At 47.3% G+C, this 23,948-nt stretch carries 17 protein-coding genes, 2 tRNA genes and 3 rRNA genes; 9 read left to right on the top strand and 13 right to left on the bottom strand.

Features of this window, described 5'->3' with window-relative positions:
* Positions 1-14: 14 nt before the first annotated feature.
* Positions 15-2,003 carry a hypothetical protein gene (locus SFW65_02135; GenBank protein MDX1921911.1) on the top strand — a complete coding sequence of 663 codons (1,989 nt, stop codon included), beginning with the start codon at positions 15-17 and terminating at the stop codon, positions 2,001-2,003.
* Here the strand turns inward: SFW65_02135 and SFW65_02130 are convergent.
* From SFW65_02130 to SFW65_02105, 6 genes are all read right to left on the bottom strand, one after another.
* Complete coding sequence (locus tag SFW65_02130) at positions 2,000-2,701, bottom strand: pirin family protein (GenBank protein MDX1921910.1); 702 nt, start codon at positions 2,699-2,701, stop codon at positions 2,000-2,002. The two genes, SFW65_02135 and SFW65_02130, sit on opposite strands and share 4 nt — an antisense overlap.
* 116 nt (positions 2,702-2,817) lie before the next feature.
* A 5S ribosomal RNA gene (gene rrf / locus SFW65_02125) occupies positions 2,818-2,932 on the bottom strand.
* Between the two features lie 89 nt (positions 2,933-3,021).
* A 23S ribosomal RNA gene (locus tag SFW65_02120) occupies positions 3,022-5,769 on the bottom strand.
* Positions 5,770-6,302: 533 nt separating this feature from the next.
* Positions 6,303-6,378 (bottom strand) — tRNA-Ala (locus SFW65_02115).
* A 26-nt stretch (positions 6,379-6,404) separates the two neighbouring features.
* Positions 6,405-6,481 (bottom strand) — tRNA-Ile (locus SFW65_02110).
* 160 nt (positions 6,482-6,641) lie between these two features.
* Positions 6,642-8,130 (bottom strand): 16S ribosomal RNA (locus tag SFW65_02105).
* Together the 16S, 23S and 5S rRNA genes with 2 tRNA genes alongside form the textbook arrangement of a ribosomal RNA operon.
* Positions 8,131-9,075: 945 nt before the next feature.
* Here SFW65_02105 and SFW65_02100 point away from each other — a divergent pair.
* Positions 9,076-10,128 (top strand): hypothetical protein, encoded by a 1,053-nt coding sequence (locus SFW65_02100; GenBank protein MDX1921909.1) that lies wholly within the window; start codon positions 9,076-9,078, stop codon positions 10,126-10,128.
* Here the strand turns inward: SFW65_02100 and SFW65_02095 are convergent, their stop codons facing one another.
* Positions 10,129-10,542: an HIT domain-containing protein gene (locus tag SFW65_02095; GenBank protein MDX1921908.1), complete on the bottom strand. Its 414-nt coding sequence runs from the start codon at positions 10,540-10,542 to the stop codon at positions 10,129-10,131.
* Positions 10,543-10,602: 60 nt separating this feature from the next.
* Here SFW65_02095 and erpA point away from each other — a divergent pair, with 60 nt between their 5' ends.
* From erpA to SFW65_02075, 4 genes are all read left to right on the top strand, one after another.
* Positions 10,603-10,941: an iron-sulfur cluster insertion protein ErpA gene (gene erpA / locus SFW65_02090; GenBank protein MDX1921907.1), complete on the top strand. Its 339-nt coding sequence runs from the start codon at positions 10,603-10,605 to the stop codon at positions 10,939-10,941.
* A 12-nt stretch (positions 10,942-10,953) separates the two neighbouring features.
* Positions 10,954-11,727: an exodeoxyribonuclease III gene (gene xth / locus SFW65_02085; GenBank protein ID MDX1921906.1), complete on the top strand. Its 774-nt coding sequence runs from the start codon at positions 10,954-10,956 to the stop codon at positions 11,725-11,727.
* A 63-nt stretch (positions 11,728-11,790) separates the two neighbouring features.
* The gene (locus tag SFW65_02080; protein MDX1921905.1) at positions 11,791-12,564 is read left to right on the top strand and encodes a WecB/TagA/CpsF family glycosyltransferase; all 774 of its coding nucleotides are present in this window, start codon (positions 11,791-11,793) and stop codon (positions 12,562-12,564) included.
* A 24-nt stretch (positions 12,565-12,588) separates the two neighbouring features.
* On the top strand, positions 12,589-13,338 hold the full coding sequence (locus SFW65_02075; GenBank protein MDX1921904.1) for a metallophosphoesterase family protein: 750 nt from the start codon (positions 12,589-12,591) through the stop codon (positions 13,336-13,338).
* Between the two features lie 30 nt (positions 13,339-13,368).
* Here the strand turns inward: SFW65_02075 and SFW65_02070 are convergent, their stop codons facing one another.
* The 5 genes from SFW65_02070 to wbaP form a co-directional block, all read right to left on the bottom strand.
* Positions 13,369-13,932: a polysaccharide biosynthesis/export family protein gene (locus SFW65_02070; GenBank protein MDX1921903.1), complete on the bottom strand. Its 564-nt coding sequence runs from the start codon at positions 13,930-13,932 to the stop codon at positions 13,369-13,371.
* A gap of 15 nt (positions 13,933-13,947) precedes the next feature.
* Positions 13,948-15,267, bottom strand: coding sequence for an outer membrane beta-barrel protein (locus SFW65_02065; GenBank protein ID MDX1921902.1), 1,320 nt, complete (start codon positions 15,265-15,267; stop codon positions 13,948-13,950).
* 102 nt (positions 15,268-15,369) lie between these two features.
* Entirely contained in the window at positions 15,370-15,945 is a 576-nt protein-coding gene (locus SFW65_02060; GenBank protein MDX1921901.1) for a hypothetical protein, read from the bottom strand.
* Between the two features lie 229 nt (positions 15,946-16,174).
* On the bottom strand, positions 16,175-16,654 hold the full coding sequence (locus tag SFW65_02055; GenBank protein ID MDX1921900.1) for a DUF6647 family protein: 480 nt from the start codon (positions 16,652-16,654) through the stop codon (positions 16,175-16,177).
* Between the two features lie 234 nt (positions 16,655-16,888).
* Positions 16,889-18,451: an undecaprenyl-phosphate galactose phosphotransferase WbaP gene (wbaP, locus tag SFW65_02050; protein ID MDX1921899.1), complete on the bottom strand. Its 1,563-nt coding sequence runs from the start codon at positions 18,449-18,451 to the stop codon at positions 16,889-16,891.
* A gap of 300 nt (positions 18,452-18,751) precedes the next feature.
* Between wbaP and SFW65_02045 the strand changes: the two genes are divergently transcribed.
* The 3 genes from SFW65_02045 to SFW65_02035 all read left to right on the top strand — a co-directional run bounded on the left by SFW65_02045 (position 18,752) and on the right by SFW65_02035 (position 23,586).
* Positions 18,752-20,743 carry a lytic transglycosylase domain-containing protein gene (locus tag SFW65_02045; protein ID MDX1921898.1) on the top strand — a complete coding sequence of 664 codons (1,992 nt, stop codon included), beginning with the start codon at positions 18,752-18,754 and terminating at the stop codon, positions 20,741-20,743.
* A 195-nt stretch (positions 20,744-20,938) separates the two neighbouring features.
* Positions 20,939-22,522 carry a hypothetical protein gene (locus SFW65_02040; GenBank protein ID MDX1921897.1) on the top strand — a complete coding sequence of 528 codons (1,584 nt, stop codon included), beginning with the start codon at positions 20,939-20,941 and terminating at the stop codon, positions 22,520-22,522.
* A 335-nt stretch (positions 22,523-22,857) separates the two neighbouring features.
* Complete coding sequence (locus SFW65_02035; GenBank protein MDX1921896.1) at positions 22,858-23,586, top strand: hypothetical protein; 729 nt, start codon at positions 22,858-22,860, stop codon at positions 23,584-23,586.
* A 104-nt stretch (positions 23,587-23,690) separates the two neighbouring features.
* Here SFW65_02035 and SFW65_02030 read toward each other — a convergent pair.
* Positions 23,691-23,948, bottom strand: a 258-nt coding sequence (locus SFW65_02030; protein ID MDX1921895.1) for a hypothetical protein, incomplete at its 5' end; no start/stop codon positions are given.

The following is a 23,948-nucleotide window of genomic DNA, read 5'->3' as shown; positions in this document are numbered from 1 at the left end:
TTCGGGGTTTTCTTATGGCACTTTTTAGAAAAAATAAATACGACGAACGTGTAGAAAAAAATCTTTACTGCACACCGGATGAAATTGAACAGCGGCAATCTGCTGAGCTTCTCGGTCTTCTGGATCGATGGCAGAGGCAGGAAATCGAGCCATGGGATGTGCTGCTTGAAACGGCCTACATCGTAGGAGGGCGAATTGGTTTTATCATTCAGTACAGCGTGGTGCGCGACGGTCCAAAATCAGAAGTTTTTCCTTTAGAAGACGCAGTGAACAATATCAAGGCTGTTATGCGGCCAGAAACACTTGATGCTTCCCGCTATGAACGTAAAATTCTTCCCAATATTGTTGCCGTCAGAGAAAGGCTCGAAAGCGGTGATTTTAATTCATGGCAGGCATCTGTTGCGATTGCCGAAATCATGCTTAACCCTCCGCGTTCCCGGTTTGAGTTTAGCTTTCGCGAAGATGATGAGCATCCGCTGATTGCCTTTAAGCAAGGTGTTGAAAAAGAGAGAAAGCAGTGCGAAGCAAAACGGCGCGACAGCGCATCTACTTTGGGGATTTTTGAGCCTGAAACCGAAGAAAAAATCAAAGGAGAATTAGCGCATCATTTTGCTAAGCTTCGCGCTCGTGAAGCTTATATGGCACAGCGTACGCCTCTGGATGAAAGTATCGATGGTCTTCTAGGCGTTTTCGGTGTTTCTTATGAGCACAGCAGTAGTATTAAAGAAGGCGAGGCTGTCGAATTTCTTCCGCCCATTGAATATCCAGGCCGTACTTTATGTTCTAAGGCTTATATTACCCCCACGGGAACAGCCCTTATCGAACTGGATGAGGATGGTACTGTTGAGCCTCATGAAAGAGGAATATACGGCACAACAGTTGGCCGCATAACGACCTACAGTATTGAGTTTGTGCCTAAAGAGCAGGTTGATTTGGAGTTACTTGCTAGTGTTGTGCGCAAAGCTGTCGAAGTTTTAGGCACTTATCCCTATCCTTATAATTCTCCTGAATGGACTCCTTCTGGAGAAGGTTACGAGGGGGTTCGTGGATATCGAGGAATGGTATTTCCTTCAGAAGGCAGGGTTACATTGTTTGCCAAACTCGATCTGGATGATTTGTGGAGACTTTACTATCTCGTTGAACCAGTTCTTGAACCAAGCGAGCAAATTGCTGCGGCTATGAACGCTGCGCGTTATGCCGAAGAGCGCGGCGCAGTTCTTGTGCCATCCGGCGGGTTCGATTATCTAGACGAAGGGCACAGTGTAGAGGATTCATCTGGCTATATTAAGAAAGATGACCCAAATATTTTGCGAAGCGGATTGCGTGATGCTGTAAGCGATCTGGTGCTAAATAAAATTGATGAAGCCGGGTTCCTTATTCGTGTTGTTACGCTAGCCGATCATACGTTGACAGGACGCATTATAGATCGAACCAATTCTTTTCCTTCTTTTGACAAAATGATCGCTGAACAGGGGGGTAGGAGTGATTTGGCGACCTATGAGGGAGCCTTAAAACAAAGAACACAAGAATTCGTGCGCGGTATTCTTGGGTTGCCAGAAGACAGTGACATCCCTTTGCATATGGCCTTGCGTGCTGCCGTAAAAGAAATTGGCCAGCCACTTAAGCAACGACAAAAAGAAAATGACGCTGCTGCGCAACAAGCGAAGCACGCACTTATCGAAGAGCAATGGCAACGTATAACTGCGACGCCAATCACTGTGGAGAGAATCTTTGCTGAAATTGAGCAAGGAGCAGATAAGCCAAAAGTCAAAAAGAAGGCGGAGGAAACATCACCAGATGCACGAACTGACTTGGTGATTGTCGATAGCGAAGTTGAGCCTTGTATCGATGGACTGTATTGCGATGGACGTTATCGGACTCGCACGAAAGGCTCGCCTTTTGTGCGTAAGGAAATGCCGAGCGCCCTGCAACCTTTCTGTCCGCAAGGCACGCGACCCAGACCACAAATGCTTCTTGGTGATCCCAAAAATATTTTGGGTTAATCCGGCAAATCGATAACCAGGATTTCGGCATCCGTTGTGGCGGTGATGTTCAACACTTGTTGCCCCATCACTTCCGCACCGTCGCCCGGGTTCATATCCGTGCCATTGACGCTGAACTGGCCTTCCGAAGCCAGGATATAGGCTTTGGCTCCCACAGGTTGATTGATCACGTCGCCCACATTCACCTTACCGCCGTAAATCGCCGCGTCCTGATGAATGAACAGCGCGCCTTTGTCTTTATCCCTGGCGCGGCCGGAGACGAGCAGGGGCAGGGCGCCTGTCACGGGCTCCTTGGGGAACTCGCGCGCATCCCAGCGGGGCGCAACATCGCGCGCCTGGGGCTTGATCCAAATCTGGTAAAGCCGCGTCGGACCATTCTCAAGATTGAATTCGGCATGGCGTACGCCTGTTCCGGCGCTCATGACCTGAACATCGCCTGCAGCGGTGCGGCCTGTATTGCCGAGGCTGTCCTTGTGCGTGATCGCACCCTCGCGGACATAGGTGATGATTTCCATATTGTCATGCGGATGCTCGCCGAAGCCCGTTCCAGCGGCAATGATGTCGTCATTGATGACACGCAGCGGGCCGAATTGCACCCGGTCGGGATTGCGGTAATCAGCAAAACTGAAATGGTGACGGGCATCGAGCCAGCCATGATCCGCGTGGCCCAAGGATGCATAGGGATAGAGTGTGATCATGTGAGAAATATGGGGCCATAGCCCATAAATTCAAGTAGTGGTTGTAAGGCTTTGGGGGATGAAAAAGAGAGAACAGGCAAGAAAGTTGTGATCGTTTCGTATCATGCGTCTCGAAGACCTGGCGGCGACTTACTCTCCCGGGACTTAAGTCACAGTACCATCAGCGCTGGAGGCTTTCACGTCCGAGTTCGGGATGGGATCGGGTGCAGATCCTCCGCTAAAACCACCAGATCATCGAGACGCATGATCGAAAAAATGAAAGTCGGTCAGAAAACCAGAGCAGGGGCCAGAGACTGGCAACTGCTGTTTGGCTTCAAATAAGGATCAAGCCTATTGAGCTATTAGTACCGGTAAGCTGCAGGCGTCACCGCCCTTCCACATCCGGCCTATCAACGTGATGGTCTATCACGGCTCTCGGGGAATGCTTGTTTCGAGGTAAGTTTCACGCTTAGATGCTTTCAGCGTTTATCTCGTCCGTACTTAGCTACCCGGCTATGCCGCTGGCGCGACAACCGGTCCACCAGAGGTACGTCCATCCCGGTCCTCTCGTACTAGGGACAGCTCCTCTCAACATTCCTACACCCACGGCAGATAGGGACCAAACTGTCTCACGACGTTTTGAACCCAGCTCACGTACCACTTTAATCGGCGAACAGCCGAACCCTTGGGACCTTCTCCAGCCCCAGGATGTGATGAGCCGACATCGAGGTGCCAAACGACGCCGTCGCTATGGACGCTTGGGCGTCATCAGCCTGTTATCCCTAGAGTACCTTTTATCCGTTGAGCGATGGCCCTTCCACATGGAAGCCACCGGATCACTATGGCCGACTTTCGTCTCTGTTCGTCATGTACGACTCACAGTCAGGCGGGCTTATGCCATTGCACTCGACAGCTGATTTCCGACCAGCTTGAGCCCACCATCGCGCGCCTCCGTTAATCTTTGGGAGGCGACCGCCCCAGTCAAACTGCCACCATGCAGGGTCCCTGCCCTCGTTTTGAAGGCTAGGTTAGATATGAAAGATCGTAAGGGTGGTATTTCACTAACCCCTCCATCCCGGCTGGCGCCAGAACTTCAAAGGGTCCCACCTATGCTACACATACAATCCCTCATACCACTGCAAAGCTACAGTAAAGGTTCATAGGGTCTTTCCGTCTAACCGCGGGAACTCCGCATCTTCACGGAGAATTCAATTTCGCTGAGTTGGTTCTGGAGACAGTGGGGAGATCGTTACGCCATTCGTGCAGGTCGGAACTTACCCGACAAGGAATTTCGCTACCTTAGGACCGTTATAGTTACGGCCGCCGTTTACTGGGGCTTCGGTTCAAAGCTTGCACTTCTCTCCTTAACCTTCCAGCACCGGGCAGGCGTCAGACCCTATACGTCGTCATAGCAGACTTCGCAGAGCCCTGTGTTTTAGTTAAACAGTCGCCACCCCCATTTATGTGCCCCCCGCCAGAGCTTGCGCTTAAGCGGGGCCCTCTTATCCCGAAGTTACGAGGGTAATTTGCAGAGTTCCTTCAAAACCATTCTCTCAAGCGCCTGAGTATATTCAACTCGTCCACCTGTGTCGGTTTAGGGTACGGACTATAAGTTGGAGTTATTTCCTGGACGTTGCTTTACTGCCCCTTCAATCCGATAAGAAGGAACAACCCGGCAACGCCGTCACTACCAACAGGCTACGTAATATTAAACGTATTACCATCGACTACGCCTTTCGGCCTCGTCTTAGGCTCCGGCTCACCCTGCGTGGATTAACCTTGCGCAGGAACCCTTGGACTTACGGCGAGAGTGTCTCTCACACTCTTTATCGCTACTTATGTCAGCATTCTCACTTGTAATACCTCCAGGACCGGTAACCCGATCCCTTCACAGGCTTATACAACGCTCCGCTACCACTCCATACTTGCGTATGAAATCCATAACTTCGGTAAATGACTTAATCCCCGTTACATTTTCGGCGCAGGCCGGCTTATTTAGACCAGTGAGCTGTTACGCTTTCTTTAAAGGATGGCTGCTTCTAAGCCAACCTCCTGGCTGTTATGGCCTTCCCACATCCTTTCAAACTTAGTCATTATTTGGGGACCTTAGTTGATGGTCTGGGCTGTGTCCCTCTCGCCCACGGACCTTAGCACCCATGGGCTGCCTCCTGACATGTACATTCCGGTATTCAGAGTTTGGTAGGGTTTGGTAAGAATTGCTTCCCCCTAGCCCTTCCAGTGCTTTACCCCCAGAACTTAAACGTCGAGGCTCTACCTAAATAGATTTCGCGGAGAACCAGCTATTTCCTGATTTGATTGGCCTTTCACCCCTAGCCACAGCTCATCCAAGACTTTTTCAACAGTCACTAGTTCGATCCTCCAGCTGGTGTTACCCAACTTTCAATCTGGCCATGGCTAGATCATCAGGTTTCGGGTCTAATACGTGCAACTAAGACGCCCTATTCAGACTCGGTTTCCCTTCGCCTTCGCCTATCGGCTTAAGCTTGCTGCACAAATTAACTCGCTGACCCATTATACAAAAGGTACGCTCTCACACCTTGCGGTGCTTGAACTGCTTGTAAGCATTCGGTTTCAGATTCTTTTTCACTCCCCTCGTCGGGGTTCTTTTTACCTTTCCCTCACGGTACTTGTTCACTATCGGTCAAAAAGGAGTACTTAGGCTTGGAGGGTGGTCCCCCCATGTTCAGACAGAATTTCTCGTGTTCCGCCTTACTCGGTCAAATAACAATATATCGATGCCTACGGGACTATCACCCACTATGGTCAACCTTTCCAGGTTGTTCTGCTTTATATTGCCATTCAAATGGCCTGTTCCGCGTTCGCTCGCCACTACTAGCGGAGTCTCGGTTGATGTCCTTTCCTCTGGTTACTTAGATGTTTCAGTTCACCAGGTTCGCTTCGCTACCCTATGTATTCAGGTAGAGATCGCCTTACGGCGGGGTTGCCCCATTCGGAAATCTTCGGATCAAGGGATATTCGCACCTCCCCGAAGCTTATCGCAGCGTATTACGTCCTTCATCGCCTCTTTTTGCCAAGGCATCCACCAAATGCTCTTAGTCTGCTTGATCCTTATCAGAAAACAGGTATTGGTTAGAACTGTTCTCTTTAACTACTCCACAAAGGCTGATGACCAATGCGTTTCATTTGATTTGGAATACCATGCGGCTGACGTGTTTCGCTGAATAAAAGTTTTTTAGTGTGTCTCTATAGAGTTAGAAACGACTTTTATTTAGCCCCTTCGAATAGCTATACGAAGGCCCCACTACCTTTTGCGCCCTTATTTTTTTACCGATTATTTCGTGTTCATCTGAAGAACACGACAATAAACATAAGGACAATACTAGCGGGTCGCATGATGTCTGAAGCAGACGAAAGATAATCCCAAGCTATGCACAACCAACCACTCGTAAGCCGAAGTGTCTGCGGATGTTGGAAGCAGAACTTCATGAGTGTACTCAGGCGTTAGCCATACATACCGGGATATCTTCCCATTCAATCACAAACCTATTTACAATGTTAAAGAACGAACCGTCCTCTACAACATGTGCGGAGAACGAGAGAAGAGATGCGCGCTAAAAAGCGAAATTCAGTTGAGCGATGATGGTGGACCCTAACGGGATCGAACCGTTGACCTCATGCTTGCAAAGCACGCGCTCTCCCAGCTGAGCTAAGGGCCCCAATATCAAACCTCAATTGATCTGAATGGTGGGCCAGGGAAGATTTGAACTTCCGACCCCACGCTTATCAAGCGTGTGCTCTAACCAACTGAGCTACTAGCCCAATTCAGAGATCAGAAATCCAAAAACATGAAATCATAAAAACAGACTCCTGTATTTCGATTTCTGATTTCTGATGAGAAGGGATACGACGGCGGCGACTGAAATCTTCAGGATGCTCTCGTGAGAGAGGCTGAAGAAATAAGCGATATGCTTTTCCTTAGAAAGGAGGTGATCCAGCCGCACCTTCCGATACGGCTACCTTGTTACGACTTCGCCCCAGTCATTAACCCTACCGTGGTCGGCTGCTTCCTTGCGGTTAGCGCACCGACTTCAGATAGAACCAACTCCCATGGCGTGACGGGCGGTGTGTACAAGGCCCGGGAACGTATTCACCGTAGCGTGCTGATCTACGATTACTAGCGATTCCAACTTCATGCACTCGAGTTGCAGAGTGCAATCTGAACTGAGGTGGTTTTTGGGGGTTCGCTCCAGCTTGCGCTTTGGCTTCCCACTGTCACCACCATTGTAGTACGTGTGTAGCCCAGGCCGTAAGGGCCATGAGGACTTGACGTCATCCCCGCCTTCCTCCGGCTTGTCACCGGCAGTTTCAATAGAGTGCCCAGCATAACCTGGTAGCAACTATCGATAAGGGTTGCGCTCGTTGCGGGACTTAACCCAACATCTCACGACACGAGCTGACGACAGCCATGCAGCACCTGTGTGCTAGCCAGCCGAACTGAAGGAGCTAATCTCTTAGCCCCATACTAGCCATGTCAAGGCCTGGTAAGGTTCTTCGCGTTGCGTCGAATTAAACCACATACTCCACCGCTTGTGCGGGCCCCCGTCAATTTCTTTGAGTTTCATCCTTGCGAATGTACTCCCCAGGCGGAATGCTTAATGTGTTAACGGCGTCACTGAAAAGTTAGACTTTCCAACAACTAGCATTCATCGTTTACAGCGTGGACTACCAGGGTATCTAATCCTGTTTGCTCCCCACGCTTTCGTGCCTCAGTGTCAGTATCGAGCCAGTAAGCCGCCTTCGCCACCGGTGTTCCATCCAATATCTACGAATTTTACCTCTACACTGGATATTCCACTTACCTCTCTCGAACTCTAGCTAAATAGTTTCAAAAGCAATTCCCGGGTTGAGCCCAGGGCTTTCACTTCTGACTTACATAACCACCTACGCACCCTTTACGCCCAGTAATTCCGAACAACGCTAGCCCCCTTCGTATTACCGCGGCTGCTGGCACGAAGTTAGCCGGGGCTTATTCTTATGGTACAGTCATTATCTTCCCATACAAAAGAGCTTTACAACCCGAAGGCCTTCATCACTCACGCGGCATGGCTGGATCAGGGTTTCCCCCATTGTCCAAGATTCCCCACTGCTGCCTCCCGTAGGAGTCTGGACCGTGTCTCAGTTCCAGTGTGGCTGATCGTCCTCTAAGACCAGCTAAAGATCGTAGCCTTGGTGAGCCATTACCTCACCAACTAGCTAATCTTACGCGGGCTCATCTTCTAGCGATAAATCTTTCCCCCGGAGGGGTCATACGGTATTAGCACCAGTTTCCCGGTGTTATCCCATACTAGAAGGGAGATTCCCACGTGTTCCTCACCCGTGCGCCACTAGGTATTGCTACCTCGTTCGACTTGCATGTGTTAGGCCTGCCGCCAGCGTTCGTTCTGAGCCAGAATCAAACTCTCAAGTTGAGTGTTTGTGCAAAGTTTTGAGGTCTTTGCGCTTCCTGGCATCTGTTCGTGGTGCCGGACTGCTCCGGACACCTCATTGTTCTTGACGGGCAATGATACGATAAATCGTATCAAAGCTTTAGTTTATTACGTGAATAATCATTTTACTGAATTATTCCGATATCAAGGATGCTCAAAACGACAGATACCGATTGTGTCTCATGAGTAAAACTCATGAGACTGTTTTAAGTGCAATCTCATTCTGACGTGACCGAAGTTACGTCAGACAATCGCCGCCTGCGCATCCCTTCTCTCGTTCTCTATTCACAATGTCAAAGAACCGGTTTTAATAAACCCAGTACAAAAGCGCAAAAAACACCCCCGTGCAATAAATGCACTTAGAAGTATTTTGGTCTTTTGTGCTGAACGACTAAACCGCACCAAATAAGCTTCGGGGGTTCGCCGTTGGACGCTCTTATACTCCAACCACTTCAAAGCTGTAAAGCGAAAAATAAAAAAAGTGTAAAGTACAGTTTATATTAATAAAATAAGGGTTATTTGATAGTTATCCACAGCGCTGTGAACAGAATCTAGAAATTAATTTGCATTTTTTTTGGAAGAATTTTGCGCACCATGGGCCGTTTTATAAAAACGCCGCGCTGCCCTCGCCGACTTTTAAAAAAATGCATTTTATGCCTGTAAATATTGCGTTTCATAGCAATTCAGCGCTCCGCCTTTTCGCAACTGCACACCAAAACCCCTTATGAATCAGGCCAAAACAGCAATTTTCATAGTTTTTTAACCATGAATCACACATCGTAACAACACCGAAATACCTGTGTTTTATGCAACCTTTACCCTTCCCGGTGCATGGCAAACGAATTTGGTTTTTTGATTGAAGGCCGAAATGGCCAAAAACCTTCTGATATTTCCGCTCATGGAAATCAGCCCAAAGGTGCACTTGTAATGACTCCTGGATGTATGCGCGGCATTGGTGATGTCGGCGCATTTTGCGCACTCCACGAAGAAGGCATCTCCCAACAATTTAGCGGATATTTTGGAATTTCAGTCGGCGCTGTTGAAATTCTGTTTGCAGATGATCCAACACGCGGACTTGGTATTTTTTCAAAACTGACCGGGCATAACTTTGTGAAACTATCGCAGCAGGATTTGACGCTGCGCAGCCGCCAGCTTCTTAGCGCTGCAACCCTGCGTGCGTTCCAGGTTGTTGGTACGGCCGCTACGTCTAAGCTTGCTGAAATCACGGGCTATGATGCTGTGCGCGTTGGCGCATATCTTGATAATCAATACCTGTCACGCATTTTGCAAACGGAATTTGTGCCGGATATTGATGCTATTCGTGCATCTGAAAAAGAATACCGCGTCTATTACACCAATGCGCGGACCGGCCGCCCGCAAAGTTTTGATTTGCGCAAAGCCAAAACATTGGATGAAGCGTTACTGCATGTCGATGCTAGTTCCCGCCTGCCATTCATTTCCGGAAAGCCGATCATGATTGGTGGCGATTTGTTATTTGATGGTTGCTATTCCGCATCCTACCCGGTGCATGACATTACAGAACGCGGGTATAATCGCATTGTAATGATGCTTAGCCTTCATCCCGATGACATCATGGAAAGCGAGGGCGAAATCGGGCGGCTTGTTGATTTATATGCCCGTGTCCATGCGCGCACCAGCGTTAATGCCTATGCCGAATATCGCGCCAAGCTGCCAGAAATTATCAATGAAGTCATGTCCGGCACCATCACCACCAACACAGGAACTTCCCACATCCGGGTAATTCATCCTGAGAAGGCGGATTCAAAAATGAACCCGCTGGAAACCGACCCGGGTAAGCTTGAAGAAGTATTCTGGGAAGGTTATGCGCGCGGAAAAATGTTCGTTGCACAGATTATGCGCGAATATAAACAACACAGCGATTATACCAGCCGACTTGCAAACGCGCTGGGTTTTAATAATGCGCCTGTTACAACGGTAAAACGCCTTGCGCAAGGCTAATCAGCCATGAGGTAACTGGTTCTGGATTTTACTGACCAGCTCTTTGCTTTCTTCTTCAAAAAACGGCACCATATCGCCAAAGCCCCATACGGGTTTTGGCCACGCCAAATCCTTTGCATATCGCGCAACAATGTGAATGTGCAATTGCGGAACGATATTGCCGATGGTTGCAACATTCATTTTTTCAGCACGATAAAACTGTTTCATAAAAACCGATACGCGGTTGATTTCTTCCAGCAATGTTTTTTGCTCGCCGGGCAATAAATCCGTCAATTCCTTTGCGCCATCTTTGCGTGGAACCAGCACCATCCACGGAAAGCGCTTGTCATTCATAAGAACCAACTGGCTAAGCTTCAAATCCCTGATAAAAAACGTATCTTTGGCAAGCTGTGTATGAAGAAAAAAATTGCTCATTTACTGCTTCTGGCGCTTTCTTGGATTGGAATTTTAAGGAATGTGGACTATTTTATTGATATGACACCCATTCAGCTTACACAAAATGCTGCAAAACGCATCCGTTTTCTAAGCCAGCAACAGGCGCAGGCGGGGCTTTTTCTGCGCCTTGCCGTCGATAGTGGCGGCTGTTCCGGCTTTAAATACAATTTCCAGCTTGAAGAAAAGCCAACCACGGCCGATGACATCATTATTGAACGTGACGGTGCAAAACTGGTGATTGATAAAACATCCCTTTCCTTCCTTGAAGGTTCAGAGGTTGATTTTGTATCTGATCTTTCAGGCGAAAGTTTTCAGGTTAAAAATCCAATGGCCGATTCATCCTGTGGTTGCGGAACCTCATTTGCCGTAAAAATTTAGAGTAGAGTGTAAATGCGTATTGCCAGTTGGAACGTCAACTCCATAAAAATGCGGCTTCCAATCGTATGTGACTGGCTGAAATCCCAATCTCCGGACGTGTTGCTCCTGCAAGAATTGAAATGCGAAACCGACGCCTTCCCGCGCATGGAAATTGAAAGTCTTGGCTATCACACGCTGGTGAAGGGACAAAAAGCCTATAACGGTGTTGCTATTTTAAGCAAGGAGCAGGCAGTTTTTCGCACCGATATACTGGATGGCGATGAAACAGACCTGCATTCCCGCTATATCGAAGCCGAAGTAAAAGGGTGGATTATCGCTAGCATTTATCTGCCCAACGGCAATCCTTTAGGCAGCGAAAAGCTCCCATACAAACTTCGCTTTATGGAGCGCTTAGCAGCGCATGCAAAAAAGCTTTATAAAGAAGAACGCCCCGTTGTGCTGGGCGGTGACTATAATGTCATTCCAGTTGATGCTGATGCCCGTCATCCTGAAAACTGGCGCAATGACGCGCTGGCACAACCACAATCACGTGCACATTTTAATGCGTTATTGAATATGGGGTATGTGGATGCATTTCGGGCACTACACCCTGATGAAATAGGCGCCTATACATTTTGGGATTATCAGGCAGGCGCATGGCCGCGCGACGATGGGATCCGAATTGATCATCTCCTCACCTCCCCTGAAGCCAGCGATAAGCTCTTAAAATGCTGGATTGATAAGCACCCGCGCGGGCTTGAAAAGGCTTCCGACCACACGCCAATCATTGCGGATTTTTTAGCCTGAAAGCATTAAAACCACTACGTTTTAGGCATGAGACCGTCTATAACACTGCCCATGATAAAACCAATGACACAGCCTGTTACACAGAAGCGTATTTCATTTCTGGGCCTGCCACTCGATGTTGGCTATTCAATTGCCGATTTAACCTCTCTTTTAACAAAAAAGGGCGAGAGCAAATTGGTAACCTTCGTACGTGCTGATGCATGGGCATTCGTCGCTAAACATCCTGAATTTGCCGAACAACTCGGCAAAATGGATTTGGTTATTCCGGCAAGTTTTGATATCGCCTATTCCGCACAGCAGCTACATGACACCGCATGCACCGATGTTTGTTTTGAAACATATTCCCTTGCGGCGCCATTTTTTAAAGCCGCGATTGAACAGCATATTTCTGTTATGTTAGTTGGCGGCCAACCGGCGATTGATGAACGGGTACATGACAAACTGGTTACGACGTATCCTGGCCTTAATATCCCAACTACAGCCAATGGCTATGGCGACATCGCGCCTAAAATCGCGCTCATCCTTGAAAAAAAACCCGATGTAGTGCTGGTGGATTATGCAGCGGGCAAAGCTGAAAACTTCCTTATTGCGCTTAAAGATGCCGGGTATAAAGGGGTTGCAATCGCTGTCACTGGCTTCTTTGATGAAACCTTGCTTGATACCGAGTTTTATCCCGAATGGGCAAAGAAGTGGAATGTTCAATATACCTATCGCCTGTTATCGCAGCCTGGAACATTGCTTAGCGGATTTATCGGTGCCTACCCTTCCTTTGCTATCCCCGCCGTCAAAGCGCTGGCGGATAAATACAAAGATAAATACCTGCCTAAAAAAGCCTGAGCTTAGTTTACAGTTTATATCGCTATGTCACATCGAACTTCCACAGGCCATGCGCTGCCACCCGGTTTACGCATTTATGCGATTGGCGATATTCACGGGCGCCTCGATTTACTTAAAGCGTTGATGGATAAAATTGATGCGGATACCGCGTCAACTACCGCCACCGTAAAGCTGATTTTTTTAGGCGATTACATCGACCGCGGGCTGCAAAGTAAACAGGTGCTGGATTATCTATTGCAGCTTTCCGATGCCGCTAACGATGCGCAAAAACCGCATTTCATCCTCGGCAATCATGAACAAGTAATGCGCGAAATCATCAAGCACTCCGATCTGAATTTAGTACAGAACTGGCTAACCTTTGGCGGGCGCGAAACATTGATGAGTTATGGCATTCGCCCTGCTGCACTGAATAACGCTGCTGGCATAAGGACGATGTTAAACGATTTTATGGCGAAAGTTCCATCAAGCCATGCGGCATTTTTAAATGCTATGGAAACATCGGTCAGCTACGGTGATTACTTCTTTTGTCATGCGGGCGCACGACATGGTGTGCCATTAAGCGACCAGAGCGAGCAGGATTTGGTGTGGATACGCCGCGATTTTATTGCCAATACCAAAAAATACGAAAAGATGATTGTGCATGGCCACACCATAAGCGAAACACCGGAATTGCTGCCACACCGAATTAACGTCGATACCGGCGCGTATGCAACCGGTTGCCTAACAGCGGTTGCACTTGAAGGCACACAGCAATGGCTGGTTCAGACACGCTGATTTAAGATTAACGCCGCAGATGCTTAGAATTTAGAAGAAGCGTTCTGGAACGGTAACTACGTCACCTGCACCAACGGTTGTGTCTTCTTTCACTTTTTCTTCTTTGCCGTTCTGACCGCCACGCTTGACCTTGATATCATCTTTGTCTGCGCGGTAGGTATAGCCGCCAGCTAGCGCCACAGCATTAATCACGGTCATGCCATTTTGATAGTTGTAGCTACCCGGCTTCATGACTTCGCCCACAATAAAAAACGGACGGTAATTCATCACTTCCATACTGACTTTGGGGTCTTTCAAATAACCATCTTTGAGCTTGGCTGTGATACTGTCTTTCAGCTTGGCGATGGTTGTGCCCATGGCTTTGGTTTCACCAATCAGCGGCATGGAAACCATGCCGGTTGACGATACTTCAAATTCACCCGATAGATCGGTTTCACCATAAACGGTGATGCGTAGCTTGTCGCCAATACCGAGCACATAATCACTGGGGTCGCTAGCCTTTGCTGGCGCATAACCCAAGAAAAGAAGGGCTGCAAAAAGCAGCCCTAATTTCAAAAAGCCCATTTTGGAAAGCCAATGTGCGTTTTTCAGCATGTACTTTTTACCCAATTAGTATTGAGCACCAAAGCGAACCAATGCTACGTGACGATCGTAATCGCTGCCTGCAATGTTCGACATACGTTTGGTGAAGTCATAAGTAAAATCGCTGTAGAAGTTACGGTTGATGTAGTAGCGCGCACCTGCACCAAGACCCAGCGTATCGTCATTACGTGCCGATTGCTTGAAATCATTGTTGGTGAACGACGCATTACCTTCAAGAATAAGGTCGCGGCGAAGTTCATGAGTAACCGTACCCGAAGCACCGGTTGCAACATATGCATTCGAGCTGGTTGGAACAGCAACACCGCCTAAAGTGGTTTCTTCAATCGAGCGGCTGGTTTCAACTTCAATCGAGGTCAATTCTGTTACGTTCCACAATACGTCTGCGCCGAAATCGAATACATTCACGCCGCCGCTTGCAAAGTTGTAATAGTCACGACCTTTATAACCAGCGAAGCCTTCTGCAGTGATGATACCGCCAAAGTCAAACTTGGCACCGGCATTCACCTTGTAACCATTCGAGTTACGTAAGGAGTTCGATGTATAATCCATCACATCGTAACCGCCACGTACGAAAGGCTTCAGATTAGCAGTCAAATCGTATGAAACGCTTGCGCCAACCTTATGGTTGGTGCGGTTACGGCCATTTTGGCTAAGGGTCGCGCCTGAAACAAGGGTTACTTTGTCGTAATCGCGGTAGCTGAAATCATAATCAGCTCTCGCCTTCAAAAGGCCCATGCCGCGATAGGCTTCCGCGCCAGCAGTGTAAACATCAAACTGGGTTGGCTCAGCAGCTGAACCCAAGGATGATGGGTTGCCGCGTGGTTCTGTGCCGCGTTGGAAACCAGCTGAGCCAGCAAGCCATGTCTGGTTTTCAATGTCATAGCGGCCTTCCAATTGGGTCATGCCACCAACATTGTTTTCTTCATTATTGATGACGTTGGTGTTGATGTCCGCTAAGCCGGTGAAAGCAATCGCGTGACGACCCCAGTTGGATGCTGCAGTCAATGATGGGTTAATCTTTGTGACAACGTCATCATTCTTGGCTTGCGGCGCAGAATAGATGTTGCTGTCATAAAAACCTGCAACGCTGATAGCAGGGAACATCTGGAATGAACCAACATCAATCGGGGTTGGATCAAAGTCAGGACGTGGGCGGGCCGAAACCGATTGGCCACGGATTGGTTCGAATTGTTCGGTCGTGGAGCGGCGAACATTAAAGCTACCATCCTGTTCAGAGCGTCCTCCGAACAAACCTTGGTTTGCTTGAGCTGAGCCAGCTACAAAGACAGTTGCCATTGCCAACATGGCAATTCCGACTTTTTTCATTTTTTACTCCACGTGTTATTATAAAGCGACTGGGTGATTAATTAGGCGAGAGACCTTGAAGGAATAAGGGCGCAACACTCGTCACGCCCTTATGAATTTGGATTACTCAACGCTTGGTGCGTGTGCGCCAAGTGTATTAACGGTTGGGGTTGTGCCTTGGGTTACAGCGAGCAAAGCAGCAAGCTTGTCGCCTTCACATTGTGGGTTTTGCGCCATTAAGCCGTTTGCATTGCTAACGGTTTGGCCATGCAGACCGGCATTTTGCGTCGAAATGTTTGTTTGTTCAGTCATGCCCAGTGCAGCAGCAAAAATATCAGATGCCGGGCATGGGGATGCAGCTTGGAAACCCTTGCCATTCGCAATATTCACAAGCGCCGCGATGATGGTTGCGGCCTGTTTGGATTGGCTTTCAGGAATTTGACCAACGAATGGGCCAGCTGCGGTAAAGAGTTTTGCAGCCAAGGTTGGGTTGGTAGCAATTTTGGATTGAGCTTGTTGCAAAAGGTACAATGCAATCTCGCCCTGTGCGCCTGGGTTTGCAGCAGCAATCTGGTTGATTTTTTCAAAGTTGCCAGCAGCAATCGCGGCTTGAACGGAATCGGTAACAGCTGACGCAGATGCTTGAACGGCGAATGTGGTAAATAGAGCAAATAATGCAGATAAAATTAGCTTTTTCATGGCTAGGCCCCCAATAAATTTGTAAAAATGATGCAGCGCATCTACTGGGGGAATGAGTACAACCTTGATGGTGGGTTTACAAGCGCTATCATAGCCTTACTTCCAATAATGCGCGATTTGTGTGGAATCAGACACAAGGCAGTCTTGCTTTATTTTTCAATGGCTTGCAGTCGATTATTAACGCAGGGATATTTCGTTAAGCGAAACATATGAAAGTGAACACGCAAACTTAGTGGCAAATCGCCATTTCATTGATCCATTCCTGCGAATAGATCGGGTCTTCCCCGCGTTCGGCTAGCCAACGGTTCTGCAACATATAGGCTTCCCGCTCCTTGGCATCGTTACATGGATATTTGCGTCCTGCCAGAGTTTGGGCATGGTGAACCATTTCATGCACTAGGTAGCTTTGCGAACGAAGGGATTCAGGATCCCACATGATATTGTTGATGATAATTTGTCCGGGGATGTATGCCGCTACTGAACGCGCCTGTTGCACACCTTCCAAACCCAATGACGTTTTCAATTTAAACCCGCTGGCCGTCACGATCGGCAACGCATGAATTCTCATACCACTCGCATTTTCAACCCAGCGTGCAATCGGGGCAAGCGCGGTGGGTGAAATACGCGTTCCATCCGGAACCGCAGCTTGAACATTCAATGACAAAAAAAATACAGCTGCACATGACAGCAAGCCGAAAATATGTTTCATAAAATGACCTTTGAAAAATAAAAATCTCAAAGGTCATTTTGTGCTTTTAAGGCTAATTGAAACTTGACGATGCTTCCGTTTCAATTTGAAATTAGATCAAATTTTACGCGTTTATTTTATATCAACCATACTTATCCGCGTGGCTATTGAATGGCTGAAAATGCATATGCAACAGCCGTTTTTGAACACTAAAAATATTTTTGGGGAAGCTGGATTTTATAAAGGGCAGAGCAATTAGTACGCCTGATCCTTCTTCAAAAGCACCGGAATGGTCTTTAGCAGAATGACAATATCCAGCCAAAGGCTCCAGTTGCGTGAATACCATGCATCCAGCGCCACACGTTGCTTATAGTTCAGTGTAGAACGACCACTAACCTGCCATGCGCCAGTAATCCCGGGGCGTACAGATTCATAATAACTGTAATCGCCTTCATAAAACAAAATTTCTGCTTCTTTAATCGGGCGCGGGCCAACCAAACTCATATCGCCTTTTAGCACATTGAACAGTTGCGGTAATTCATCAAGGCTGGTCTTGCGAATAAATTCACCAAGCTTGGTAACACGCGGGTCGTTCTTCAGCTTGTAAAAAATTTTCCATTCTTCCTGCGCCGCAGGATTTTTCGCCAGATATTCCTTTAACGCTGCCTCCGCCCCTACTTTCATGGATCGGAATTTAAGGCATTTAAATGGTTTGCCGTTTCGTCCAATGCGTGATTGGGAGAAAATCACCGGGCCACCATCAAGGCTAACGGCAATCGCAAGGCCAAGCAGCACTGGCGATAATACGACAAGCGCAGTGCCTGCAACCACAATATCAAATGTGCGTTTCAGGAAGCGCGGCAGCATCAGTACCACTTGGTTGGTATTATGCAGCATCAAAACATCCTGCATCATGAAGTGATGCGGCGAGATGGTGGTCGATGGCAACCCCAGCCAAGGCGGAATGATGGAATACGGAACACGTTCACGCACCATGCCTTTCAATACTTCGTTGTGCTTATCCAGCTCGCTGCCTTCCAGTGCAAGAAAAATATGGCCTACGCCGGTTACCATCATCATGCGTTCCCATGCGCGCGGCGTATTGAATTGTCCGAATGAATCCGGGTACATCTGACGAATGACGTTAAAGCCCATACGCTTTTCGCGCGCCAGCGTTGCTATCGCAGCTTCGGCCGTAGGCCCATTACCGATAATAAGCGAGGGAATTTTCCATTCGCCGCGTTTATCCAGCATACGGCGCACCATCACGCGGCCAACAAACATAAAGACTGCAAAGAATGTCCAGCTAAAGCCAAGCCACAGACGAGAATAAAGCGTTTGCGCAGCAAATTGCACAAAACCGCCCATGATGAACCCGATGAATGCCGCGGTCACAATATTGCCAACTGCTTCCCAATACGGAAGGCGTTGGCGGTAATGTCCCTTCGTATCAAGCCATAATACGGCAGCAATTCCCAAGGATGCGAACATGCCAAATTGTTTTAAGGTGTCGATGCTAATGATTTCTTGGAACGTTTCATGCGTGATGAATGTGTTGAAAGCCCAAGCTGCAAAACCACCCGCAACGAATGCCACTAGTAATGCAACGCAATCACTAATAAGGATAAGACGGCCAGATTTTTCTAAAATTGATCGCGTGTTTTTAAAAACAGATGCCAGATAATCCCCGCGTTCCAATACGCGCACATCTTTGGCAAGAGAAACAACATTCTCCACCATGCCCTTAATGTCATTATCTTGTGTATCGTCTTGTGCAGGCTTTTTTCTGAATTCGCTAAGGTTTTCTGGTTTTGCCATATCGATGCCCACGGTTACGCTTGTTTGCAGTGCAATACTTCTGCATGAGCCGCTTTCTACGCTAAATTGTGGGTTAATAATAGCTAAAAATTAAAATCATTAGCATTTTCATATACTTAAGACTTAAGCGCACCATGGCTTACTGATTAAATTATAAGCATAACGCTCTGTTTCATAGCTAGAGCATGCATATTATTTGTGCATAGTTCTGTGAGCAGAGTAAGAGAAATTACCAAAGCACAGACATAGATTTTAAAAAACACCTTGTATTAACCCGCCCAAAAACCTACCAATCCAGCCATGAACAGCTGCCCAAAAGTTGCCCGATTTGCAGTCATCGTTTTATGCGCGCTTGGTATTTCACAAGTGGCACTCGCACAATCTTATCAAAATTTGAGTAACCTTGTGGCGGTGCAACAACGCATGTTGAACGTAGCACCCGATATGGAAGACGGCGCAGGTTCAGAAATTCTTGGCTATAATGGCAGTGTCCATGGCCGCCCGAACGGAAATTTGAAATTCGGCGGCATGACCAAAGAAGAAGCAGATGCGTTTTTAAATAGCCCACGCAACTGGTTCAATAATGTTGGCAAGGGTGGCTCACCGCTTACTAAACCTATCAAGCTTGATGCGTATGCAAAAGTTTTAACGCAAGCAGATGAAGATGTTTATCGCAAAATTTTCAATGCGATTGGCGATAATAAATTACATGAAATTACGGCCCTGACCTTACAGCTTCAAGACCCCCTATTGATGGGCCATGTGGAAGCTGTGCAATTGCTGCGCCCCGATGTTCAGCCTACCCAGGAAAAACTGCTCGGCTGGATGCAAAATTATGCTGATTTACCTGAAGCAGATGAAATCTATGCCAAGTTCAAAAAGCTATACGCACCGGCAATCGCGCAATGCCCGAAGCCCGTCAATTTTCCGCTTTTTGCGGGCAGTGTTGAACGCGCAGATGGCGGTGGCACGATTGAATGGCAAGCTGGTGGTATTCTGACCGTTGCAAGCAAAGGTAAAGGTGGAAACGCTTTTGCCAAATTACTTCGTCAGGGCAAGCTGAATGATGCAATTCAGCTGATTGAAAAACAGAAAACCGAAGGTGCACTATCTGAAGCGCAAGAAGTTGCTTCGCAATTCGCACTGGCTGAACTGCTTATGCGTAATGGTAACGCCGATAAGGCATGGCCGCTTATTCGTGAAAGTGATATTTACAAAGCAGGCTTTGATACTGGCGCACAAAACTACGCCCTGTGGGTGAAGGGTCTGATTGCATGGACGCAGGAAGGCTATATGCAATCCTTCGAAGCATTCAAACAATTGGCCGCGCAACAACTTCCCGCACCGAACAAAGCTGCGGCCGCGTTCTGGGCAGCCAGAGCAGCTGAAAAGATCGGGCTAACATCTGAAATGAATGCGAATATGAGTTTGGCCGCAAATTACCCGCGTTCGTTCTATGGGCTGCTGGCCTTAAACCGCAGCAAGACAGCTCCGCATTACAATTGGAATATTCCCGCATTTGATAAATCAACAGCCGAGGCGTTTAAAAAGAACACTGCTGGCAAACGCGCCCTTGCGCTACTGCAACTGGGCGAACGCGTGTTGGCGCAAGCCGAACTTCGTGAAATGAATGTATCGGGCAGCGCGGTTCTGAAAAATGGCTTGTTGGCGCTTGCCAACCGCTATGCCCTGCCTTCCCTTTCGGTTCAGGTGGGCAGTGCATTTGGCGCAAAGTATGATGCCGCGCTTTATCCGCTTATCCCTTGGCAGCCTGAAAACGGCTATACCGCCGACCCTGCTCTGGTACTTGCGATTGCCAAGAATGAATCCCATTTCAACCACGGTGCGGTAAGCCCGGCAGGCGCAACCGGCCTGATGCAAATCATGCCGCAAACCGCAGAAATGATGCGTGATGGTTCATCCAAGCATCTGGGTGATCCTGAACTTAACGTCACCTTGGGTGATCGTTATATTGAAATGCTAACGCGCACCGATGGTATTGATAAAAATCTTCTCTTTATCATCGGCTCATACAATGCTGGGCCAAAACGCATTCTTGGCCTGTTTGAAGCAAGCAAACGGCAAAATGGCGATGACCCGTTATTGTTTATTGAAACATTACCCATCAAAGAAACACGCGACTATATGCAAAAAGTCATGGCGACCTATTGGGTTTATCGCGCCCGCTTCAACAAACCACTTACCGCTATGGCAGAACTCACTGTTGGTCGCTGGCCAACCTATAATCGCGGTGATCTAAAACTCACCATGAATGATAAATCAGAACAATAATTTCTCTCTTGGTTAACGCGCATATCGCCACTGCAAAATACTTTCGGGTTTTTGTGGTAATCTTTATAAATGGCTTCAACTTCCGCTAAATTATTAGTCATCGGATATACCGCCGCCGCATCAACCTTCTGCGGCGCATCGGGCGCCTATGCGCTAACAAAAACGACTATAAAAGACCCCGCAGCTTTTGAAGGCATGATGAAAGCTCTGGTCATGACAAAAAGCCCTTCGGCTAGAGAAGGCTATGTTGCCGAAAGTCTTGCTGGAGCAAAAGCATGCATTATTCCAACCACAGCAGACACACCAGAAATGTTGGTTAGTGTAGAAGGATTTGACGCAAGCAAATTTGAAGCCGCCTATACTTATGCCAAAGGATTACATGGATATGACGGCTGGAACCCGTCTACTCAAGGTGCATACAGACATCAGACGATTTGCGCATTTGAAATTCTGCCCGATTCAAAAAAAGCAACGCTTGGACATTTCCGTACGTCCATCAATCTTACAAGTATCAAGATGGACTCCAGCATGTTTAAAATGGCCGACATCGTATATCATGAACGCATGCACGCTATCTGGGAAATATTGAACCGAATAAAATATGGTTCTACTGAAGGTGATTTTATGCTGCGTGAGATTGGTCTTGATGAAGCCAATGCCTTCGCGCGCTCTTTTCTTGCTTTACAAATCCGCAAGCTCACGACAACAGACATGAATGAAGCTCGCAATATCCAAAAACACCTCTCAAGCTTCCAACCTACAGCAACGCAAACATTTGACCAGATGGTAAAGCTATATGGTGTGGATACACTTAAGGAAAGCATCGCTAAAACGGGTATGCTTCCTCCGGAATTCAATCGCATAATCTTCATGCAATTATTGGAAGAATTGATTGACCGTGATTATGGCCACCATCTGCACGAACAAGCCACACCCTCCACAAATGCCCGCATCACCATTAATGATAGCGAAATCGGTATGATCCTCAACTTCGATATGCCGTTCTATGGTGCATCAACCTCATGGGGCGGATTTACAACACATGTCGCAACTCACTTACCCATCGTTGAAAAACTAAAACATGCGCATCCGGATGATGGATCACACCCAGATCAGACACACTCCGATAAAAGGCCACTTTCGATTATTGCATCGTTTGCAAATTCTCTTAACCTAATGATTAAGTATGCAACGAAGGACTGGGATTTTAGTGCCACAATCGCAGCTGATTTAACTGGCACGTTATATAATGAGGAGGCAGTAAAAGCCGCGTTCATTCGGGAGGATCTTCGCACGCTGACTGACATTGCCATAAAACGCGTTGAAGTGAGCACCAGTTTAAGCCCGGCAGTCAAAGAAAAGTTATCAAAATCATTGATGATACTTGGCTTGAATTTGCAAGAACCACCAACCCCTAAAGGGCATGAAGTACCACATTATGGTACAGAAGCAGCTTTGAGCACTAAGCAGTTTTTCCAATTTATTGAGCGTAAAACACCCTGCATTCAATTCGCGCCATTGATTGCGCGGGATTATGCAGCAAACATGAGAGAAAACCCCGTCTCAGGGAATTACAGATTTCATACATATTTGGAACAGCTTGCAGCAGATGCCAGAAAAAAACTTGGCTCCATACAAGGGTATAGTCCGCAGCTGAAAGGTGACTTAGCGTCACTGATTGATGATTTAGTATTGTCAGTAAAGCTTGCAAGACCTCTTACAGGCGAAACGACCCTGCGGGGTTTAACCAGCGCCCAACGCAAAGCGCAGTGCGGCTAATCAAAAAAGCCTCTATATATTGCCAATCCTTCGTAAAATAATATTTTTATAAAATATTACTGTTCGAAATAATTTTGTTCGCGGCACAATAATCAATTCGCATGTGCTATTGAGTCTATGTAACAGTGCATTTCATAACACTTTGTGACTCAAAATGGTGCTTGTTGGTTGGAATGAATTTGATTTAAATGTGCAAATGCAATTGCATCAAATGTAGAGCGAATTCGAAATGATAAATAAACAGTTAATGCGCGCATAACCAAGAGTCTTAATAAGGCGTATACGAGGCACTGATAAAGTCATCAAATATTCGTTTTACTTTACATGGAATTTGAATGCCCACATCATCGGACGCACAGCATGTAATTAAAGAAGTTGAACTGGCCATTCACGAGCATAATTATGGCCGTTTATATGACTTAGGCATAAACCTTGTAAAAAAGGCTGCCAACGAAAATTCCTGGCTGGAAGCCGTGGTTATCATCACGGGATACCTTGTTAAAAGCCAGCCTCATTTGTGGGATGCCGTTGATTTATCAAAGCGCGCTGCGCTTCAGGCCCCTGAAAACTCCCGTTTAGAAGATTTAACCCATAAATCCCTCGTTGTTTGCATTAATGCCTTCCCCGATGCGGAAGACCGCATAAAAGCCAGTTATTCCGTGGTTTCCGTTGCGCCCAAAAGCGGTAATTTGATTGCGCTTTGCCTTGATTTGATGTTGGAAAACATCCCACAGGTCGATACCCCATCGGCACGCAAGCAATACATCAAGATGGTTATTTATTATTCACCAAAAGGTAGCCCTGCGATTAAACGCGCAGAAATCTTGATGATCAAGACCCATGCTGAAATTCAGGAGAAGCTGAAGGTAGATGAAGTTAAGGAAAAACCTGAATCGCAATTGGGCGGCTTCCTCGACCGTTACCAAGGTGCTTTTGAGGGTCTATACCCAAAAGACGAAGCGAAGACTGACGAAGAAAAACCCGCAGGAATGGGTTACAAAATTGTACACGACCGTTACCAAAGCAGCGTTGACGGCCTGTATCACAAGAAAGAGAAGAAATAATTATAGTTTATTCTTCTTAACCAAACCTGCTGCGCATCGCAGCGGCGCGTTCCTAGCATAATGCCCCGCCGCACCCGCACCGATGATGATGAGGTCATAGGGGGTCATTTGGCTTGTTTATTATATCTTGCTTGTTCAATACGTATTGAAGCTTCTGGATTTCCTATTGGCCAAGTGAGGAGGACATGATGCTGCCTTCTATTTTTTATAAATACTAGTTCACTCGGCTTACGGATTCTATTTGTCCAAGGTAAAGGTGGCATTTCATCAGTATCAAATATAAATTCAAGCAAGAAACCATTTAGTTTTATAGCTACGCCAACAAAAGTACCTAATTTGTCATTAGTCAGCGGTGCAAAGCC

It is taken from the genome of Alphaproteobacteria bacterium (genome assembly GCA_033762625.1).
Taxonomy (GTDB): domain Bacteria; phylum Pseudomonadota; class Alphaproteobacteria; order UBA9219; family RGZA01; genus RGZA01.
Note: the sequence above shows the minus strand (reverse complement) of the source record. Positions and strands in the feature narration are given on the sequence as shown.

Bases quoted from the DNA above. Each gene is read 5' to 3' on its own strand.
- wbaP (MDX1921899.1), bottom strand. From the start codon at position 18,451: ATGGCAAAACCAGAAAACCTTAGCGAATTCAGAAAAAAGCCTGCACAA.
- SFW65_02045 (MDX1921898.1), top strand. From the start codon at position 18,752: ATGAACAGCTGCCCAAAAGTTGCCCGATTTGCAGTCATCGTTTTATGC.
- SFW65_02055 (MDX1921900.1), bottom strand. From the start codon at position 16,654: ATGAAACATATTTTCGGCTTGCTGTCATGTGCAGCTGTATTTTTTTTG.
- erpA (MDX1921907.1), top strand. From the start codon at position 10,603: ATGACACCCATTCAGCTTACACAAAATGCTGCAAAACGCATCCGTTTT.
- SFW65_02135 (MDX1921911.1), top strand. From the start codon at position 15: ATGGCACTTTTTAGAAAAAATAAATACGACGAACGTGTAGAAAAAAAT.
- SFW65_02070 (MDX1921903.1), bottom strand. From the start codon at position 13,932: ATGCTGAAAAACGCACATTGGCTTTCCAAAATGGGCTTTTTGAAATTA.
- SFW65_02065 (MDX1921902.1), bottom strand. From the start codon at position 15,267: ATGAAAAAAGTCGGAATTGCCATGTTGGCAATGGCAACTGTCTTTGTA.
- SFW65_02075 (MDX1921904.1), top strand. From the start codon at position 12,589: ATGTCACATCGAACTTCCACAGGCCATGCGCTGCCACCCGGTTTACGC.
- SFW65_02040 (MDX1921897.1), top strand. From the start codon at position 20,939: ATGATGAAAGCTCTGGTCATGACAAAAAGCCCTTCGGCTAGAGAAGGC.
- SFW65_02080 (MDX1921905.1), top strand. From the start codon at position 11,791: ATGACACAGCCTGTTACACAGAAGCGTATTTCATTTCTGGGCCTGCCA.
- SFW65_02060 (MDX1921901.1), bottom strand. From the start codon at position 15,945: ATGAAAAAGCTAATTTTATCTGCATTATTTGCTCTATTTACCACATTC.
- SFW65_02035 (MDX1921896.1), top strand. From the start codon at position 22,858: ATGCCCACATCATCGGACGCACAGCATGTAATTAAAGAAGTTGAACTG.
- SFW65_02100 (MDX1921909.1), top strand. From the start codon at position 9,076: ATGACTCCTGGATGTATGCGCGGCATTGGTGATGTCGGCGCATTTTGC.
- SFW65_02130 (MDX1921910.1), bottom strand. From the start codon at position 2,701: ATGATCACACTCTATCCCTATGCATCCTTGGGCCACGCGGATCATGGC.
- SFW65_02095 (MDX1921908.1), bottom strand. From the start codon at position 10,542: ATGAGCAATTTTTTTCTTCATACACAGCTTGCCAAAGATACGTTTTTT.
- xth (MDX1921906.1), top strand. From the start codon at position 10,954: ATGCGTATTGCCAGTTGGAACGTCAACTCCATAAAAATGCGGCTTCCA.